Genomic DNA, 19,465 nt, shown 5'->3' with positions numbered 1-19,465 from the left:
CAGTTTTTGTTAAGAACCCCTAGTTACGGCAATTACATGAAGAAACGAGCTTTATTTCTTGTTTTGGCATTAGTCTTTTTTGAATGGTTGGATTTTAGTTTATATCTTTATCTAGCTGGCGCTGTTTTTGCAAAAGAATTTTTTCCAGCATCAAATTACAGCCTGATGTTGTCGTTCGCTTTGTTTGCTGCTGCTTATTTTGCACGTCCGATAGGAGGCTGGTTATTTGGACGTGAAGCAGATTTAAACGGACGTCGTCATCCAATGCTACTTTCTGCAGCATTAATGGGAGTAGCAATGCTTGGAATATGCCTATTGCCTGGCTATGAGCAGATTGGACTATGGGCCACCTGGGGGTTGTTATTATTGCGTATTACACAAGCGTTGGCTTTAGGGGGGGAAATTAATACTTCAGCCATGTTTTTGGTAGAGCATTCCCCAGGCAAACCTTTAATCGCGGGAGGATTGGTAGCTGCGAGTGCTGCACTAGGTATGTTTATGGGGGGCGCTCTAGCCAGTCTCTTGCAATGGTTCTCTTTAAATCATGCGTGGCGAGTAGTTTTTGCAGTAGTTGGTGGATTATCTTTGTGGGTATGTTGTTTACGAAAACAATTAACCGAGTCCCCAGAATTTCAAAAAAATCAATCTAAGGCAATTCATCCTTGGCAGCACCATTGGCGAGGGCTTGTAAACATTGCAGCCATGGGTATTTTTGTTAGCGTCATGGTTTATATTTGTAATGTTTTTTGGGTTTCATTTGCAGTGGATAAGCAGTTCATGACAAAATTGCAATGTGCATGGATGGGGTCATTTGCCCAACTAATTTCTGCTTTGCTAGCGTTACCAATTGCTTATTTTAGTCGTCCTCAACACGTTTACCGTTTAATTCAGGGGAGCATGGTTATTCTTATGATAGTGGCTCCAATGCTTTTTCATTTCACAGCTTCACATCAGACCATCGCCGTATTATTTTCCTTGTCAGGTTATGCACTATCGAATAGTTTGCTCTGCGCGGCACTCTATTATTTTCTCTATTTGCAACTACCTCCCAAGTACCGCTGTCGTGGAGTGTCCACGGTATGGGCGCTTGCTGCCAGCGTTGGGGCAATTAGTCTACCTTTGGCCGAGCAAGCAAAATTGGTGGGTGCTTTATGGCTACCCGGATTGTTTGTAAGCACAGTCGCTTTAATCTGCCTTATACTTCTTCATTTCTCTGCTTTCTCTGGTAAAAAGAGGACTAATAGTCTCCCTACAGCTCTTCCCATCATCGATTAGTAGTACTCAATTTGGTCGCTTAATATACAATGTATTTTATGCTAATGCATTATTGCTTTTAAAAATACTATTGAACTGAAGAACATTTTCTGCTTAATATGAATATTCTATGAGGGATGCAAAATAAGGAATGAGCCATGCCACTGCCAGTCAAGGCGTTACGTTATGGCCAGTTAAGAAAGAAAACCGCTGGATCGGCGGTGCCGACATCAGGACATCAAGTATACAAAGTTGAGTATACAGATACTGATGGTCAAACGAAAACTGGATTTTATAAAGAATTAATCCCTGATGGGACTGGGGATGGAAGTTATCCTGATATATTAGGGAGATACTCTGTTGCTGCAAGTATATTAATTCGACTTGCATTAGGAGAGCGTGCTGCTGAAGATAGGCTGGTTTTAGATGATCAGGGAAGAATTAAAGGGACTGTTTCAGTTAATCTGCCAAATTATAAACCTCTCGCTGTCTCCGGCCAAACTTTGCCTATCGATCTACAAGAAAGAGAATTAGTCTGTCCATCCACTGAAACGTTGTTGAAATACAATGCTGCAGAATTACTCGTCGCTTCTTGGCGTTGCAAGTGTGATGATCGACATCCAGGAAATTTTAGTCTCTTTGGCTTGATTGATTGGGACATGGCATTTTATCCCTACACCTATATTATGAAGGGTAAGCGCTTGGTCGATGGTATCCTCAAAGACCTCCCTGAAAAAGCGATGAAATTGCTATCCAAAGATTTGGATGATTTCCCAAATATTGAGGGGCGTACTCATACGCCCACTAATTCAGTACCCGGGAACATTAACATTGCGAAGCGTTTTCAATCTTATCTTGAATTTCAGGCATTAGCGACCAACCAGGCACTAAAAACAGAAACAGGTGATATTTCCTGGCAAGAACAGTTCTTCAGTGCTCTCCTTAAAGAGCTTCTTGTTTTCGAGCCGGATATGTTGCGGGTAAGATTGCAAGAATATTTTGGAGAAGAATTAAAACTTGATTATGATGCTGTCTCTAAAGAAATTCGTACAGAATGGGAGTTAAAGTATTCAGATTTAAAGTTAAACCTTCAAGAATTATTTGGTCAATCCGAAAAAATTAATTTGGATTATCGTTATCTTTCAAAAGAAAAACGAAAGCAACTTAAAGAGACTTATCCAGATATTTTTAGCTATTTAGAAGATCATTTCAAAAATGAAATAACACTTAATCACCGTTCACTTACTGAAGAAAAATGGAAGCAATTGGAAAAAACCCATCCTGATTTCTTTAATGAAGATACTAATCAACAACCTTTCATCAATCATATTATGCGAGTTTTCCAACACGAATATGATGAACTTTATCGAGCAGTCGTATTTTATGCAGGTTGTACCCAGAATAAAAGTAATGTTCCTGTAGTTGGTTTTAGCCGATTTCTACGCAATAAACCCTCAGCTTTTCATAAAGCCAAAGCTTGGGCTGCCCATGAAAATGAAAAGATGAAAGAGCATTGGGATGGCTATAATTCAGCGAGTCATGATGCTTTGGATGCGTATACAACGCCACCAGAAGGTCGTTATGATCCTCAGAAAATGACTCAACGCTACCATCAAATTTGGCGCGATGCCCATGCCCCCACAATTAAAGCCATTTTGGATGATGCAAAAACTTTAGTTCGTCAATTAGGGAATGACTTACGAAAAAATCCCTTACCATTGGCCACGAAGGAAGAAGTTGATGTGAATGCATTGACGGAATCATTCCAGCTGATTGGCACTCCTGAGTTACTTGAAGAATCCAAAACGGTCGACTGTGATAAGGCTAGTGATTTAAAGAAAGCCTTAGAAGAGCTCGAGACAATTGCATTTGAGCTCCATACCTGTGCTCAAAAATATTACCATGTCGATAGAAGAGAGCTTCGACCCGATCACAACCAAGAATTTTGTACTGCTGTTGCACAATTAATTGTTAAATCGGAAACTCACGTTTTACCTCATCTAATGGCCAGTCAAAGATCGGATTCGTTCGGCAAATATCTAAAGAATCTGAAAGAATTTTACAATGGTATTCACTTTCAACTCCATCTGATCGAAAAAGATGTAGCACTCAGTCAGAGTGCAACCCATGATTATTCTGCATTGTTGAATCGAAAGCACACGGATGAAGAAGTTATTTCCACCTGTCTAAAGACTTTGTTCACATGGGTTAATACTCTTGAAGAAGGGACGTTTAATAGCATTATTCTAAATAGTATTGAGGGGTATAAACCAAGTTACTACAATATTACATCGCAGCGTTTTCGGGCACCTTCCGTAGAAGCTTATTTGAAATCGACTAAACATAATTGTGCCAATCGGTTAGCAAATATTTTAGGTGAGGGGGGCGTTGAGAGTACTTCGTTAAACACTCATTTGCTGAAAAATTTAATACCAATGATGATTACCGCAACGGAAGCACAAGTTGAAATTAATTTATTGAGCGTGCGGAATGCGATAGAGCGTGGCAATTTTCAAGCAGAATTTTATGCAAAACAGGCACAAGAATTTGTTAAACAAGATGAACAGTTTATTATTCCAATTTCCAAAAACAGAATTATAAAGTTTAACGATGCCATGTTTACTTGGGTGCACGACCAATCCAGAAAAAATATTGAAAAACTTGTTGCTGCTGCTTTAAAAGAGTATGCAGGTTGGGGACTTTTTGGTGGAACACGAGTGGTTCAAGTGAAGAGTTTTCTTGATCAGTTTCACAATAAACCTCAAACTTATTCGAAGGAAAAATTGATTGCTATGATTTTGACTGATGGGGGAAATGAAGATAATTCTTTGAACACCTGTTTGCTAAAAAGAATACTTAAAGGAATGAAACAAGATAGCAGCTCTAAAAAAACGTCTGCTCTGGATGTGGTTTTGAGCGATATTACTGAGGCTCATCTTCCTTATTATGGTACGCAAATTAAGCTCCTTGCAAAACCTAAGACATATGAGAAAGCCTCAGAGTCCAAAGCATCGGTCAATGTCCTTTAACCAGCCAGTAGTTTTGGTGTAGAGGCGACTAGGTCTTCATGAATTTCTTCTAATTCGTCATGGAGACTTCGCATTTCTACGGCATCAAAATTACCCTTATCTGCTTGTTTGAGTAGATTAATATAGTCTTCATTTAGGAATGATAATAAATCGTCATACGCGCTAGATTTTAATTCGGCTACTAAATTATTAACAATATTAAGCAGATCAGCTGTTTTAATCTTGATTGCTTCAAAATCTTCGGATTTGGAGTTCTTAGCCTCTGGGATTTTCCAGGAGTCATAAAGAAGCTTAAATGCTAAAATACTCAAAGGGAGAAGCACTAAAAACCCCAATACGACCCCTGCATACATTGCTGATGAATGAGGGGCTGTATTCTGGTTGCTATCTGTTGAAGACTGGATTGGCAATGCGGCGGTTGAATTGCAAGTCGCATTCCCACAGGGTAATGCAGACGGCACATAAATTTCAGCTGGCGAAGCCCAAAATTGAAAGGGGGTTAATCTTGACGCTTTGGAAGGTATCGCTGTGTCTTTAATATTGGAATTCACCTGAAAGACTGGCTCACTTGGAGAGTTAGGCAAAGTCTCCGGTTTAACTGGTGTCGAGGAAACAAGAAGTGGAGGTTTTTCAGGAGTAGGCAATCCTTTTAATTCGTATTGTCGGCCTACCCAGGCATGCATGGACTTCATTAATTGTTCGACCATATCCCTCGTTTGACTCACTAACTGTAGTTGACTAGTCTCACTGGCTTGTTGCGTTAGTTGATTAACAACCTGGTTAACTTGCTGTAATAACTCTTTATTGGCTATTTGTAAATCAGAGGGTGTAGTTTCAAAACGTGCCAGATTGTCTTGGTTCTTAATAAAGTCATCAATTTTTTCTTGACGCTGAGTGAGCATTTTCTCCCACCATCGTAAATCTTGTTTAGACTGAATAAATTCGTGGTAAAGGTTGGTATTCGCCTCCAACACCATCATTATATTCTGTTGAGAATGTTGGATGAATTGTTCGATATTTTTAAGTAAACCTAGCATTTGCTCGCGAAACTGGATAATAGTGAATACTTCACCCGCTTGATCAAAAAGATGCTCAAGTTGATCTAAAATGCCTTGAAAACGTGAGATTTCCTGAAGATCGATAAGACTGTTACTGTAAGCCTCTTGCACAGATTCGGGAAGAGCCGCAACAAATTTAAAATCTTGACAGTTTGATAGTGTTTTTGCAGATAGTTCAAGAACATTAAGTTGTCGATGAGATGATTTATTCTCTATATTGGTAACTGCGTCTGAACGAATTGAACCACATGCTTTTGCTGCTAACGTAGGAAATTCTTTTTTTGATTCAAGTTGCGGTTGTGAGGAAGCAAAATGCTCCCAATACGGATGAGGATTAACCGGTTTGTCTGAAAGTGCAAAATGAAGAATAGTATGCCTAAGTTCGGCAACCTGGTTTAATTGTTGTTGAACCTGATGTATTTGCGTTTTTAATTGCCTTGAATGAATTTGATTTTCTATTTCTTTCTGTTGGTTCTCGATAGTACGTCGACAATCACTTAGAAAAAGACGATCGCTACCGACGGTTGCTGAAGTATGGATTTCTACCGTGCGTAAATAATTATGTAATAATTGTAATTGCTTGGTGACGTATTCGGGTGTCTCAACCAAAGCTAGTCGCTTGAGTATTCTTACAGTATCTAGTAGGACATAATTCATCGGCTGATTAAGATGATTGGTTGCGAGATCTCTATTGCGCAGTAACAAATAGTCGCCAATAACGCGAGTCATCGTTCCTAGCTCTGACCAATTTAAGCGTTGATTATCAATCAAGCCAATATGAAAATCGTCCATACTAAGTACTTCTCGTGGCCGATATTCGGCATTAAAAAACCAGGAGTTTTCATTGATATTTGTCAATGCCGTATCTTGATTATTGGAAAACCAGCTATTACTTGTTTGTAACAGATCAGCATCCAAGCCAGAATTTGCTCTTGCGGTTAAAATTTTTGTGCGGAATTGTAATTCTTCGGCTGTATAACTGGCTTCATTATGAAGTACTCCAAAAATTACACCGAAACGTGATTGAGCTGGCATGGGGCGATAGTGAACACGGTGATATTTACTGCGCATAAACACTCTCCTTTAGATTCGTTATTTACGACTTACCATCCTGGTGGTCATTAAAACGGCAATGAGTGAACGCACAACTAAAAATCTACGACAGACAATTATTGAAATTTAATAATGTTATTTTTAATTTGCCATAAAAGAAGGAGGATTTACAATCCGATTGCAATTTAATTTGTTAAATCTGCAAATATGATAGACTGTTTGTTTTAGAGATATATTTTTAATTATTGATTTATCGATATGCTTAACGACTATATAAAAACACTACCGCAGTTCATTATTCCTAAACAGTTGCTAACTAGGCTTTCGGGTCTACTTGCTAATGTCCGCTCACCCGCAATTAAAAATTTACTGATTCGTCGTTTTATTCAACAATTTTGTGTGGATATGCAGGAAGCCAAAGAGCAAAACCCGGAAAAGTATGGTTCATTTAATGAGTTCTTTATTCGTCATCTAAAAGAAGAATGTCGACCCTTGGCTGAGGCGGATATTGTGTCACCGGTGGATGGTTTTATTAGTGAAATTGGAATAATAAAGCAAGGGCAGATTTTACAGGCCAAAGGTCGTTATTATACGGTGGAACAATTATTAGCCTGTCTACCTACCTTGAGTGACCAATTTATCAATGGTTGCTTTGCCACACTTTATTTATCGCCTAAAGATTATCATCGTATTCATATGCCCATCGATGCGACCTTAAGAGAAATGATTTACGTGCCGGGCAAGTTATTTTCTGTGCAACCTGCAGTCGCTCGCATTGTTCCTCATTTATTTGCTCGCAATGAAAGGCTGGTTATTTTTTTTGATACCAAAGTGGGACTTATGGCAATGGTATTAGTGGGTGCTGCAATCGTCGGCGCTATTGGAACTAAATGGCATGGTGATTTAAAGCGTTCACGTAAAATACAGCATTTTAGTTATGCTGATCTTGAGCAAAAAAATATCTTCATGATGCAAGGCGAAGAAATGGGCTATTTTAAATTAGGCTCAACCGTTGTACTTTTATTTGCAAACGGAGAAAAAGTTCATTGGATGAATAGTTTAGTTGCTGGTCAAAGTATCCATTATGGACAAGCTTTTGGTAAGATAACTGATTAAAATCTGAGTCAGTTGGTACCGAGAAGAGGACTCGAACCTCCACGGGGTTACCCCCACTAGCACCTGAAGCTAGCGTGTCTACCAATTCCACCACCTCGGCATGGTCGGTAAAATACTGAAGAATAGACGAGCTGTCAATCTTTCATTAAAAATATCATACAGGCGGCGGCTCTACCTTTTGCTGTTGGTCAACTAGATCGGCAAGGCCAGGTAGAAGCTTTTTTCTAAAATTAAAAAGCTTCTCTTCTGAGCTGGATGCAAAAAAGCCGGGTTTGTAAGATTTCTCATCGCCTTGAAGCAGTTTATATAAGCTTGGAATCATTTTATTAATGAATTGCAAAAGACTCTCTAAAACTGCAGGGAGAACAGTCAGTTTTGATAAATTTTCGCGAGAAAACTTCTCGTATATGTTTGCTTTTAAAGTATCCGTGGTTTTTTGATTTTTGTCTTGAAATTGTTTCAATGTGCCTTGGACCGCCTGGACTTGCTTGGCAAGAGCAGTGAGATCATTTGTCTCAACAGGGGCTTGCTCAGAAGTATCAGCTAAGAGACTTAAATCTGATTTAGTTTGAATAAAAGGTTCTTGTAACGAAGTTAATATTTGTATCCTAGGGTCTTTTTCTGAATACTTCTTTTTTATTTCCGTTACTTCATCCTCTATCGTGCTTATAATATTGTCTAACAACTCCAGTTTACTGGTAACCAGTTTTCTATGTTTTTCTAGTTTTTCTATAACCGTTTTATGTTCAGTAAGCAATCGTTCTTTTCCCAGACGTAGCAGTTCGCCTGTTGCAAAACGATCGATGTCATTTCTACTGTTCTTAAGGGTTTTATATTGTTGTTGAAGTGAGCTTAGCTCTCTTTGAGTTTTGGGAGGAGCCTTGTCCAGGGTTTCAACCAAGCTGTTATACAGTCCATTATAAATATGAACGATTGTCTTAATATCATCATCATTGCTAAAGGAAACGGGTGTTGATTGATAAATAAAGCCGCCGCTTTGTCTGAGCTCCATGTAAGAGTAGTCTTCTAATTCCATGCGCAGCATTTGCACTTCCCTATTTAATTTGCGTTGTTCTTCAATGTGTGCTTCTATTTTCGATTTACTTTCTTGAAGAAACTTTAAGCCATCTTCTATGGGGCCTAATCTATCTCTAGTGATTTGCGAAAGATTTTCTTCCAGACGCGTTGCTAAATACTCATAGGTTCGATTATATTGGCTGACAAGGGGCTTGTTTACAGTGTCCAGGGGATAACGTCCTGACTGATAGGTAAGAAAATCATTCTCAACCGGTAGGATAGAAAATTGTTTAAATTGTTGTCGCAAGCTTTGTATCCTCTTTGCTATATCGGCTCGCTCACTAATATGATTTTCTACATACGTCTTCACTTCGGATCTATTTTTTTTGAGCATTGTAAATTGCTGTTGAATGGACTTTAATTCTTCCAGGGTAATTCGCGAAAGATTACCACTCATGCGTTTTGTTAGGTCTTCCAGATTGAAATTATAGCCTGTGATATCCTTTCTAATGTCTGCATTCACGGGATAAGGTGCGCCCTGAAAATCAAAAGAATTCGTATGAAGAGGAATTTTTTCAAAGCTTTTTAATTGTGATTGTAGCAAGCGCAAGTCATCAGCAATTTTATGTTGTTCCTTAAGGTGGTCCTCTATAAAGGTTTCAATAGCTTTTTTGCTGTCGCGAATTGTTGTCAACTCTTGTGAATAGTTAATAATAGATTCGCTGACGTTATCATCTCCATCCTTTAGGGCTGAATTAAGACGGTTTCGAGCAAGTTGATAATGCTTTATAGTTTCGACTATCGGTGCAAGAGGATATTGTTGTCCTTTGTAGCTAAAAGAACCGTTTGAGGTAGAGACTTCAGGGAAGTCTTTTAAAAATTGTGCTTCAGTGTCTTTTATCCCTTGTCGTTGACCCTGAATTAGTCTAACTGCAGAGGCATAAAGCAATAAATTCAATAAATGAATCTCAAATTCCGATGCGGGCTGGGCTGCGCGAAAATCATAGTTAATTGCTTTGCTTAGCCGTGAGGGGATAAATGAGTCTCTTCCACTGAAAGCTGCTATTACTGCAGTACGTTTAAGACAAAATTCTATATCTTCGCCAATGTTCTCTTTCAATTGTCTCTGATAATCTGAAATGACGTTGAGAATTGTTTCTGATGATTTTTCTTTCTCTTCAAGTTGCTGAAGTATTTCTTGTCGCTCGGCTTTTATACTTTCACGCCAAGACACACTGTCACTCCACTGCAAGCTTGAGGTCGGTGTTTTTAGTTTGAAATCCTCAGCAGCAAAAGATAAACTAAAATGAAGAGATTCATCCATTAACAATGGCCTTAAAGCGGCGTTCAACTCACCTTGCTGTCTGTCGGCAACAACCAGCTGATACACTTTGCGTAGATTACTATAGGTTGTCTCTAGAGTTGTAGTTAGTTCTTCAATAATTTGATCTTGTTTAAAAATTGCTAGGCGCTCTTCAAACAACTTACAAGTTTGCATAACTTCAAACGCAGTTTCACTGAACGTGTAAAGCATATTGGCCAAATCTGTGTACAATTCGGCAGTGATTACGCCTTTTTGAGAAAGTTTAAATATCCGTTCTATTTCTTCAGAGTGGACTTTGACTTGTGCAACTTGAGAGTCTAATCGTTTAAGATCCTCTTCCATTGCTTTTTGTATCCATTTGTCTTGTTGGATTAATGCTATTTTGACTTCGCCTACGCGGTCGTTTACAGAGACATAAAGCTCGGTAGCCGCTTTTTTCCACTCAAGAAACACTTGAGGGTTAATCTTTTTAGGATCAGGAAATAAATCTTTTTCGATAGTTTCAAGATTTTCATGCAACAAATTAAGCGCACTTAGTGTGCGATGCAAAAACTCATTACGATCTCTCAAGTGTTGTTCCAACAACTGGGGATTTGTCATCAGTTTAGGGGCTTGCAAGCGGCTCTCTAACACTTGTAATTTCTGTTGTAAATCGTCGTTAATGCGTTGTATGTCTGTCCATAGTTTTTTTGCATCTGTATTGAGGGCTACTGCACGATAGTTTTTTTTCTCCAAACTAGTGATGAGATCCATTAAAGTAAGCTTTTCTTCCTTCAGGTTCTGAATTGCTTTTTGAAGAGCTTCGTTTGGTTCTGCGATTGGAACTGGTTTTTTGGGGAATTTTGCGCTTTTAGATTTCATGAGCGCCTCACCGAAAAGCTTTGAACATATATTGATTATAGAGTTTATTAATTAAGCATTTATTAAGTCTATTGTTAAATTTGGGTAAAGCCGGGTAAAGATTTAGGGTAAGATAATTAATTAAAAATTTGCCTTGTATCCCCAATGAAAATGCTAGATTTTTTACAAAAATGTATTGATTATTATTTTGCGTTTATACCCAGAAAGCAGCCCGTGCAATCGACGTTTGAAAACGCACGGCTTATTGCTCATCGAGGTGCACATGACAGGAATAAGCACATTGTTGAGAACACGGATGCCGCGTTTACTCAGGCATTACTATATAAATGTTGGGGAATTGAATTTGATATCCACGAAACAGCTGATCACCGATTAGTAGTTAATCATGATCCCACGTTGAAACGGTTATGGGGGCAAGATGTAGCCATCGCCGAGCTGACATTTCAGGAACTACGTCGCCAGGTTCCGCAAATACCCAGTTTAGAGGAAGTGGTTAAACGCTATGGAAAGCGCATGCATTTATTTATTGAGCTCAAAGCACCTTTTGCGGCAGAAGCTCAGTTAGCTAAGGTATTGCAACCGCTTACACCCTGTGAAAATTACCATTTGCTGAGTCTTGACGAGGCGATTTTTGCTTCTCTGTCACAATTTCCGAAACAATCGCTGTTACTTGTTGCTGAACATAATAACGTGAAACAGTTTTGTGAGCTAAGTCTTAAAAACGAGTATGGTGGTGTTCTTGGGCATTATTTATTGATGACAAAGAATATACTAAAGCAGCTGCAAGAAGGTGAGAATCAAGCCGTAGGTGTGGGTATGGTAGATTCAAAATTTAGTTTATATCGAGAGCTGAATCGTGGTGTTCCCTGGTTATTTAGTAACGATGTTGCGAAACTTAGTCGTTGTCTTAAAGCGTTGAAAGAGCCGAGGAAGTAAAAAATGCCACCCTTGCGATGGGTGGCACAAAGGTTAACCAGGATAAACCATCTCTTCAGGTTTTACGTATTGTTTGAATTGCTCAGCTGTTAGAAAACCAAGTTTTACAGCAGCTTCTTGTAAAGAAATATTTTCATGGTGGGCCGTTTTAGCGATTTTTGCTGCTTTATCATAACCAATATGTTGGTTTAAAGCGGTGACTAGCATTAGTGAATGTTGAAGATTGTAATCAATTTTCTCGCGGTTCGCTTCCAGGCCTTCCGCACAAAATACCTGGAAAGAATGGCAAGTATCAGCCAATAAATTTAAAGAATGTAATACGTTAAAAATGATAACAGGCTTAAATACATTTAATTCAAAATTGCCCTGGCTGTCGGCTATGGCAACGGTAGTATCATTGCCAATAACTTGAGCGGCAACCATTGTCATGGCTTCACACTGGGTCGGGTTGACCTTGCCTGGCATAATTGAAGAGCCAGGTTCATTCTCAGGTAAAATTAATTCACCAATACCACAACGAGGACCTGAACCGAGCCAACGCACATCATTTGCAATTTTCATAAGCGCACACGCTAAAGTCTTTAAAGTGCTATGAGCCATTACTAAGGGTTCATGTGAAGCAAGCGCTGCAAATTTGTTGGGCGCAGAAACAAAAGGAAGCTTCGTAATATCTGCAATATGTTTTGCCGCAGCAACAGCGAATTTAGGATGGGTATTTAAACCTGTTCCTACTGCAGTGCCCCCTAAGGCTAATTCATACAGCTCTGGTAAAACGGCTTCAATACGATGAATACAAGCATCTAACTGCGCGACGTAACCGGAGAACTCTTGGCCTAATGTTAAGGGAACGGCGTCTTGTAAATGGGTACGGCCAATTTTTACAATGCTTTTGAATTCGTCTGCTTTGGCTGCCAAAACATCACGCAAATTACGAACGGCAGGTAATAATTTGTTCTTAAAAGCAAGTGCTGCAGCAATATGCATGGCGGTTGGGAAGGTGTCGTTAGACGATTGTGACATATTGACATGGTCATTGGGGTGAATGGGTGTTTTGCTTCCACGAACGCCACCAGCCATCTCTATGGCGCGATTAGAGATTACTTCATTCGCATTCATATTCGATTGAGTACCGCTACCGGTTTGCCAAACATGTAATGGAAAATGCTCATCTAATTTACCCTGTTGCACTTCTTCGGCAGCTTTTATAATTAAATCCGCTTTATCTTTGGGTAATTTGTCTAGTTCCAAATTGGTTAATGCCGCAGCTTTTTTTAAAATTCCGAAAGCATGAGTAACTTCACGCGGCATAATATCGTGACCAATATTAAAATGATGTAGAGAGCGTTCTGTTTGTGCGCCCCAATATTTGTCAGCAGCGACAGCAATTTCTCCCATGCTGTCAGTTTCTATACGCGTAGTGCTCATGTATCAGTTCTCCCCGTCAAAATAAAAATTCTAGCACAGCCTTTCAGTTTAATTCACTTTAAAAATAGATATCATATATTAGCTAATCTATAGGTTTGAGAATTGTTGTGAGAGAAATTCGTATATATCAATCCGGTGATTATTCTCCCGGTCAAGAACTGGAGCTGTCTTCGGCGGCAGGACAGCACGTTGGTGTGGTTCTACGCATGCAGCCTGGCGATAAAATTACCCTATTTTGTGGTGATAACCGCGAATTTGAAGCCGTCATTACCTCTGTTCATAAGAAAAAAGTAATGGTTGCAATTGTAGCGCAGCATTTTGTTAATCGAGAATCACCGCAGGTAATCCATTTAGCGCAGGGAATTTCCAAAGGCGAACGAATGGAAATCGTTATTCAAAAAGCAGTGGAATTAGGGGTAACTAGCATCACGCCCCTGCTAACTGAGCGCTCTGTCGTTAGACTTGATGAAGAGCGGATGGAAAAAAAAATAGCCCAATGGCAAGCGATTGCCATAGCCGCTTGTGAACAATGCGGCCGTAATCAAGTCCCTAAAATAGAAAAGGCTCTCCATTTAAATCACTACCTTAAACGCGGTTCTAATGCCTTAAAATTTGTTCTTCATCCTGAGATGGCGAAAAATTGGCGTGATTATGAATTTCACACTCAGGAGCTCATTTTAATGATTGGTCCTGAAGGTGGTTTTAGTGAACAGGAGATTAGTGAAATTTTATCTTATAATTTCAATCCATTAAGTTTGGGTCCAAGGATTTTGCGGACAGAAACAGCGGCAATTGCGGCCCTGAGCGTGTTGCAAGCAGTTTGCGGTGATCTATAATCTCTGTCAAACTAAGTTTTTATTCTATTAATTAACAAAAGGTGATTCATGAGCGCGAATATTAAAATGGTTACAGATACCAGTTTTGAACAGGACGTATTGAATTCTGGCAAACCAGTATTAGTTGACTTCTGGGCTGAATGGTGTGGTCCTTGCCGCGCGTTGACGCCCATTTTCGAAGAAGTGGCTGCAAGTCATGGTGACAACCTGGTTTTTGCAAAAATTAATATTGATGAGAATCCACAGACACCGTCTAAATACGGCGTGATGAGTATCCCTACCCTCATTTTATTTAAGAATGGTCAGGTTGAAGCTGTGAAAATGGGTTTACTTACCAAATCACAATTAAATGCCTTTGTTGAAAGTAATGTCTAATTACTAAAATAGTGGATCTCTGTGAGAGACTATGTTAATCTGGTCTCTCAAGTGTGGCCATTCCTTAGCCTGCCACTTCAGTAAATCAATTTTTTGCGACTGTACTTCTACCTAAACCTGTAGCTCGGCAGTTGTGCTAAAATGAATATTGATATTGGCAAACTTAGGGGTTGCCTATAGGCAGCAGCTTCCCTGGCTGTCCTTCCAATAAATTATCTCGGAAAAAATCCATTTCGTTTAACCAACACATCAAGTGAGAAGTATGAATCTTAGTGAACTTAAGCAATTACCCATTGCCGATCTTGTCAATATCGCACAGGACATGGGGGCTGAAAATACCTCCCGTATGCGTAAACAAGATATTCTTTTTGCTATTCTTAAAGCGCATTCCCATAAAGGCGAAGATATTCTTGGCGGTGGTGTCTTAGAAGTATTAACTGACGGTTTTGGTTTTTTACGCTCTGAGGATGGTTCTTATCAGGCAGGCCCTGATGATATTTATGTTTCGCCAAGTCAAATCAGACGGTTTGGGTTACGCACGGGCGATACGATTACAGGTAAGATTCGCCCCCCTAAAGATAACGAGCGCTATTTTGCGTTACTGAAAGTTGATCAGATTAATTATGATTCACCTGAAAGTGCTAAGCGCAAGATATTATTCGAAAACCTTACTCCTTTATTTGCTTCAGAGCGCTTGGTAATGGAGCAAGGCAATGGAAGTACAGAGGATTTAACTGCTCGTGTTGTCGATTTGTGTGCTCCCTTTGGACGTGGCCAACGTGGTCTTATCGTTTCTCCTCCCAAGGCTGGTAAGACATTAATGCTGCAAAATATTGCACATTCCATCGAAAAAAATTATCCCGAATGTTACCTCATCGTTCTATTGATTGACGAACGTCCTGAAGAAGTAACAGAAATGCAACGCTCTGTAAAAGGCGAAGTAGTTGCAAGTACGTTTGATGAACCAGCGAATCGCCATGTCCAGGTTGCGGAAATGGTCATTGAAAAAGCGAAAAGATTGGTTGAGCACAAACGCGATGTGGTAGTGCTTCTCGATTCTATCACTCGTTTGGCTCGTGCATACAACACCGTCGTTCCTTCTTCTGGTAAGGTACTGACCGGGGGTGTTGACGCCAATGCCTTGCAAAGACCAAAACGACTTTATGGAGCCGCTCGTAACATTGAAGAAGGTGGTAGCTTAACCATTATTGCTACCGCATTAGTGGACACAGGCTCTAAAATGGACGAAGTAATTTACGAAGAGTTTAAGGGAACAGGTAACATGGAAATCCACTTAAGCCGTAATATTGCTGAACGTCGAGTATTCCCTGCTATTAACATTAATCGTTCTGGTACCCGCCGTGAAGATCTTCTGTTAACACCCGAGGAATTGCATCGTACTTGGATTTTACGCAAGATTCTGCAATCCATGGATGAATGCGATGCGATTGAGTTCTTAATTGAGCGCATGAAAAATCACAAGACCAATGCTGAGTTTTTTGAGGCCATGAAACGCCAAGAATAAGCGCTCTAATCATTACGAAAATCGTGTGTCATTATATAAATAGTGAAGCAACTGTTGTTGCTTCACTATTTATTCTTTTAAGTATCCAAAAAATTCTAATCCCCTCATTGACTATTTTCACGTTATTTCATAGGTTCTGAGGATCAAAGGCTCTTTTTGAATAAATGTTAGCCAAATAATTTTTCTTGACTATACTTATTGCTTATTAAGAGCTGAAGGACAGCACTTAGAAGTCGTTCCCAAATTTGCTACAACTACTAATTCATAATTCTTTAATGAGATTGAGTATGAGCGCTAGTAATCAATTTACAAATGTAGTGGAGTTGTTTCGGCACCGTACACAAGATTTTCCTGACAGTTACTTATATTATTTTTCAGATACAGGTTTGCAAAAAAATAATCGTGCTTATACCTATGCCGAATTAGAGAAAAAAATCATAACCACGGCGGCACTCATTCAGGAATACACCTCTCCTGGTGATAGAGTGCTCATGATTTTTGCACCTGGTCTTGATTACATGATTGCATTTTGGGCCTGTTTATATGCGGGTGTGTTGGCTGTTCCTGCCTATCCACCATTCAATAAAAATACAGTAGAAAAAATCCAGGCCATTCTTGAAAATGCACAACCTGTAGCTATTCTTTCCAATACAAACATCATTAGTAGTATCAAACGGTTAGGATTACTAAAAAAGATGGCGGATAATGGTTTAATTAAAAAATTACTACAACAATTTGCCAGTAAGACCAATGATCTTTTAGCGTGGGATTTTAAACATTTTCACTGGCTTGATATCAATCAAATTAATGGTTTTTCTGGTCAATGGAAACCAATAAATACTAAATTGGATGATCTTGCCTATCTCCAATATACCTCAGGTTCAACTGCAATGCCTAAAGGGGTAATGGTAAGTCATGCGAACATTTTATCGAATGTAGAATTAATACATCAAGCGATAGGGAAAACTTCTGGTGAACGCATGGTGTCCTGGTTGCCTCCTTATCATGACATGGGACTAATCAGTAGTTTATTTTTTCCAGTATATTGTCGGTATGCTGTTATGATGATGTCCCCTATTTCTTTCCTGCGTGATCCTTCGTTATGGTTAAAGGCCATTTCTGAGTTTAAGGGATCAATAAGTGGTGGTCCAAATTTTTCCTACGAGTTATGCGAAAAAAAGATCAATGAAAAGGATTTAGAATCCGGATTTGATTTAAGTCATTGGCGCGTTGCATTCAATGGAGCCGAGCCTATTCGTCATAGTACCCTGGAAAATTTTGCTAAAAAATTTTCTCCTTTTGGATTTAAAAAAAAGGCGTATTACCCTCTTTATGGACTTGCAGAGTCTACAGTGTTCGTTAGTGGTGAAAAAGGAAATAAAGCAGCAGCTCCTTGTTATTTGTTTGCTGAAAAAGAAAGTCTTAAGGGAAATAAAATAACCATTGCCAAAACAGAGGAAGACAAACAAGTATTGGTAGGCTGTGGCAAGCCAAAAGTACCACTTGTTATTGTTTCTGAATCGCCACGTAGAAGAGTCTGTGAGGAAGGTGAAATAGGTGAAATTTGGATAAGTGGCTCTAGTATCACCAAAGGTTATTGGGGCAAAGAGCAAGAAACTAAAGAGTGTTATTTTGCCAGATTAGAAGAAGATCCTTTGGATTATTTAAGAACCGGTGATTTAGGCTTACTGTTAAATGGAAATTTATACATTACCGGCCGCATCAAAGATTTAATTATCATTAACGGTAAAAATTACTATCCTCATGATATTGAATTAATTGTCGAGGGAAGTGACAAGGCAATTCGTTTGGGATGCACTGCGGTGTTTGCTGTTAATGGTAATGATAAAGAAGAGGTGGCTGTAGTTACTGAGTTGAAACTCAACAATGCAGCAACCTATGAGGAAATTGCTCAAAAAATTTATGAACAGATTCATTTAAATTTTAGTATTCCTGTACAAGTTATTACGTTTATTCCGCCTAAAACTATCCCTAAAACGACTAGTGGTAAATTAAGAAGAGGTTATATCAGAGCGGCTCTTGAGGCCAATGAGCTGGATGTGTTATTTAAGTGGAGTCCTAAAGGTGTACTATGAGAACTAAAACTGACATTAAAGCGATTGTCTTGGAAGATATAGAAAATTGGTTAGTGTGTCAGCTCGCTGCAGTTTTAAATCAAAATGTAAAACGAATTGACAGAGATAAGCCTTTGTATACTTACGGTATCGATTCATTGCACATGCAAACATTATTTGCGGAGATTCAAAAAGTATTTTTAATCAAAATTGATGAACATCTTATTCTGGATGAAGAAAACATCAGAGAGACGGCAGCGATTATTCAAGCGTATATGGACGAGCAAAATGTTAATCCCTCTTTAGAAATTTTCTCAGAACCGCATAAAGAAAAAAGACAGATCACCTTCAATGATAAAGAAAGCTATACGGATTTTACTCAATACCCGCCTTACCAGGAATTTAAAAAACTGCAGAATGCATTAGATAATGTTTTTTTTGATCAGCAAGAAGGAACGTCAACAGACACCTGCATTATCAATGGGAATGAAGTGCTTAATTTTACGTCCTACAACTACTTAGGGTTAAGCGCTAATTCCAAAGTAATTGGGACAGCAACAGAGGTCATGAATAAATATGGCACTTCTGTGTCAGCAAGCCGTTTGGTATCTGGAGAAAAAGTGCTTCATGCTGAATTGGAGTCTGAAATTGCATCGCTAATTGGTGCTGAGGATGCAATTGTGTTTACGACAGGTCATGCGACGAATGTAAATACTATCGCCCATTTGTATGGCCCAGAAGATTTAATTCTACATGATGAATTGGCCCATAATAGCTTGATATTAGGTGCTCTTTATTCAGGCGCTACCCGCATTGCTTTTCAACACAATGATTGGAAAAGTGTTGATAAAATTTTGCAAAGCGATCGACAGTTCTACAAACGAGTGCTCATTGTGATTGAAGGAATTTATAGCATGGATGGCGATATTCCTGATTTACCCAAGTTTATTAACATCAAGAAAAAACATGGAGCCTGGCTAATGGTAGATGAGGCGCATTCCATTGGGGTTTTAGGCAAGCATGGTGGTGGGATTCGTGAGCATTTCAATGTGGATGCTCATGCTGTTGATATTTGGATGGGAACCTTAAGTAAAGCATTTGCCAGTTGCGGCGGCTACGTGGCGGGTAAAAAAGAGTTAATTGAATATCTAAAATATACCTGTCCCGGGTTTGTCTATTCAGTAGGCATGCCTCCTGCGATGGCTGGTGCTGCTCTTGCGGCTATTCGTTTATTAAAGGAAGAGCCTGAACGAGTGGCAAGACTTAAAAATTTGAGTGCCTTAGCACGAGAAACTGCACTAAGTTATCATTTTGATATTGGTTTCAATGATTATACGCCTATCCTTCCCATTATTATTGGCGATTCAAAACAATGTATTTCTATTTCAAAACAATGTTTCCAGCAAGGGATTAACATTAAACCCATTATTTACCCTGCTGTTCCTGAAAATTTAGCGCGTTTAAGAATTTTTATTTCCGCCGAACATAAAGAAACTCAGATAGAAAAAGCATTGACTATCTTATTTAAGATAGTGAAAGCCATTAAAAATTAATCCATTGGTCTTAAGATGTGTAATAGTT

General features: G+C 39.1%; 12 protein-coding genes and 1 tRNA gene. 9 read left to right on the top strand and 4 right to left on the bottom strand.

What is annotated here, in order from left to right; translation table 11 throughout:
* The first annotated feature begins 36 nt into the window (after positions 1-36).
* Together LHA_RS14960 and LHA_RS14955 are read left to right on the top strand one after the other, a co-directional pair.
* The gene (locus tag LHA_RS14960; protein WP_045107261.1) at positions 37-1,275 is read left to right on the top strand and encodes an MFS transporter; all 1,239 of its coding nucleotides are present in this window, start codon (positions 37-39) and stop codon (positions 1,273-1,275) included.
* 137 nt (positions 1,276-1,412) lie between these two features.
* The gene (locus LHA_RS14955; protein WP_045107260.1) at positions 1,413-4,283 is read left to right on the top strand and encodes a hypothetical protein; all 2,871 of its coding nucleotides are present in this window, start codon (positions 1,413-1,415) and stop codon (positions 4,281-4,283) included.
* On the opposite strand, the gene LHA_RS14950 is transcribed toward LHA_RS14955, so the two are convergent.
* Entirely contained in the window at positions 4,280-6,412 is a 2,133-nt protein-coding gene (locus LHA_RS14950) for a hypothetical protein (RefSeq protein ID WP_045107259.1), read from the bottom strand. The two genes, LHA_RS14955 and LHA_RS14950, sit on opposite strands and share 4 nt — an antisense overlap.
* A 240-nt stretch (positions 6,413-6,652) precedes the next feature.
* Between LHA_RS14950 and asd the strand changes: the two genes are divergently transcribed.
* Positions 6,653-7,510 carry an archaetidylserine decarboxylase gene (gene asd, locus LHA_RS14945; RefSeq protein ID WP_045107258.1) on the top strand — a complete coding sequence of 286 codons (858 nt, stop codon included), beginning with the start codon at positions 6,653-6,655 and terminating at the stop codon, positions 7,508-7,510.
* Positions 7,511-7,523: 13 nt separating this feature from the next.
* On the opposite strand, the gene LHA_RS14940 is transcribed toward asd, so the two are convergent.
* Positions 7,524-7,610: transfer RNA gene (locus tag LHA_RS14940), tRNA-Leu, on the bottom strand.
* 54 nt (positions 7,611-7,664) lie between these two features.
* Positions 7,665-10,712, bottom strand: coding sequence for a hypothetical protein (locus LHA_RS14935; RefSeq protein ID WP_045107257.1), 3,048 nt, complete (start codon positions 10,710-10,712; stop codon positions 7,665-7,667).
* Positions 10,713-10,856: 144 nt separating this feature from the next.
* Here LHA_RS14935 and LHA_RS14930 point away from each other — a divergent pair, with 144 nt between their 5' ends.
* Positions 10,857-11,648: a glycerophosphodiester phosphodiesterase gene (locus LHA_RS14930; RefSeq protein WP_045107256.1), complete on the top strand. Its 792-nt coding sequence runs from the start codon at positions 10,857-10,859 to the stop codon at positions 11,646-11,648.
* A gap of 33 nt (positions 11,649-11,681) precedes the next feature.
* Here the strand turns inward: LHA_RS14930 and fumC are convergent, their stop codons facing one another.
* Positions 11,682-13,073, bottom strand: a complete 1,392-nt coding sequence (gene fumC, locus LHA_RS14925; protein ID WP_045107255.1) for a class II fumarate hydratase — start codon at positions 13,071-13,073, stop codon at positions 11,682-11,684.
* Positions 13,074-13,180: 107 nt separating this feature from the next.
* On the opposite strand from fumC, the gene LHA_RS14920 reads away from it, so the two are divergent.
* The 5 genes from LHA_RS14920 (at position 13,181) to LHA_RS14900 (ending at position 19,437) form a co-directional block, all read left to right on the top strand.
* The gene (locus LHA_RS14920; protein ID WP_045107254.1) at positions 13,181-13,909 is read left to right on the top strand and encodes a 16S rRNA (uracil(1498)-N(3))-methyltransferase; all 729 of its coding nucleotides are present in this window, start codon (positions 13,181-13,183) and stop codon (positions 13,907-13,909) included.
* A gap of 48 nt (positions 13,910-13,957) precedes the next feature.
* Positions 13,958-14,284 (top strand): thioredoxin, encoded by a 327-nt coding sequence (gene trxA / locus LHA_RS14915; RefSeq protein ID WP_045107253.1) that lies wholly within the window; start codon positions 13,958-13,960, stop codon positions 14,282-14,284.
* A gap of 262 nt (positions 14,285-14,546) precedes the next feature.
* Positions 14,547-15,809 (top strand): transcription termination factor Rho, encoded by a 1,263-nt coding sequence (rho, locus tag LHA_RS14910; RefSeq protein WP_045107252.1) that lies wholly within the window; start codon positions 14,547-14,549, stop codon positions 15,807-15,809.
* 287 nt (positions 15,810-16,096) lie between these two features.
* Positions 16,097-17,905: a fatty acyl-AMP ligase gene (locus LHA_RS14905; RefSeq protein ID WP_045107251.1), complete on the top strand. Its 1,809-nt coding sequence runs from the start codon at positions 16,097-16,099 to the stop codon at positions 17,903-17,905.
* Positions 17,902-19,437 (top strand): aminotransferase class I/II-fold pyridoxal phosphate-dependent enzyme, encoded by a 1,536-nt coding sequence (locus tag LHA_RS14900; RefSeq protein WP_045107250.1) that lies wholly within the window; start codon positions 17,902-17,904, stop codon positions 19,435-19,437. The genes LHA_RS14905 and LHA_RS14900 overlap by 4 nt, the downstream gene beginning before the upstream one ends.
* Positions 19,438-19,465 lie beyond the last annotated feature (28 nt).

The sequence above is a fragment of the Legionella hackeliae genome, assembly GCF_000953655.1.
Taxonomy (GTDB): Bacteria; Pseudomonadota; Gammaproteobacteria; order Legionellales; family Legionellaceae; genus Tatlockia; species Tatlockia hackeliae.
Note: the sequence above shows the minus strand (reverse complement) of the source record. Positions and strands in the feature narration are given on the sequence as shown.

Excerpts from the sequence above, each read along its gene's own strand:
- LHA_RS14960 (WP_045107261.1), top strand. The coding sequence starts at position 37 with ATGAAGAAACGAGCTTTATTTCTTGTTTTGGCATTAGTCTTTTTTGAA.
- LHA_RS14955 (WP_045107260.1), top strand. The coding sequence starts at position 1,413 with ATGCCACTGCCAGTCAAGGCGTTACGTTATGGCCAGTTAAGAAAGAAA.
- LHA_RS14950 (WP_045107259.1), bottom strand. The coding sequence starts at position 6,412 with ATGCGCAGTAAATATCACCGTGTTCACTATCGCCCCATGCCAGCTCAA.
- asd (WP_045107258.1), top strand. The coding sequence starts at position 6,653 with ATGCTTAACGACTATATAAAAACACTACCGCAGTTCATTATTCCTAAA.
- LHA_RS14935 (WP_045107257.1), bottom strand. The coding sequence starts at position 10,712 with ATGAAATCTAAAAGCGCAAAATTCCCCAAAAAACCAGTTCCAATCGCA.
- LHA_RS14930 (WP_045107256.1), top strand. The coding sequence starts at position 10,857 with ATGAAAATGCTAGATTTTTTACAAAAATGTATTGATTATTATTTTGCG.
- fumC (WP_045107255.1), bottom strand. The coding sequence starts at position 13,073 with ATGAGCACTACGCGTATAGAAACTGACAGCATGGGAGAAATTGCTGTC.
- trxA (WP_045107253.1), top strand. The coding sequence starts at position 13,958 with ATGAGCGCGAATATTAAAATGGTTACAGATACCAGTTTTGAACAGGAC.
- rho (WP_045107252.1), top strand. The coding sequence starts at position 14,547 with ATGAATCTTAGTGAACTTAAGCAATTACCCATTGCCGATCTTGTCAAT.
- LHA_RS14905 (WP_045107251.1), top strand. The coding sequence starts at position 16,097 with ATGAGCGCTAGTAATCAATTTACAAATGTAGTGGAGTTGTTTCGGCAC.
- LHA_RS14900 (WP_045107250.1), top strand. The coding sequence starts at position 17,902 with ATGAGAACTAAAACTGACATTAAAGCGATTGTCTTGGAAGATATAGAA.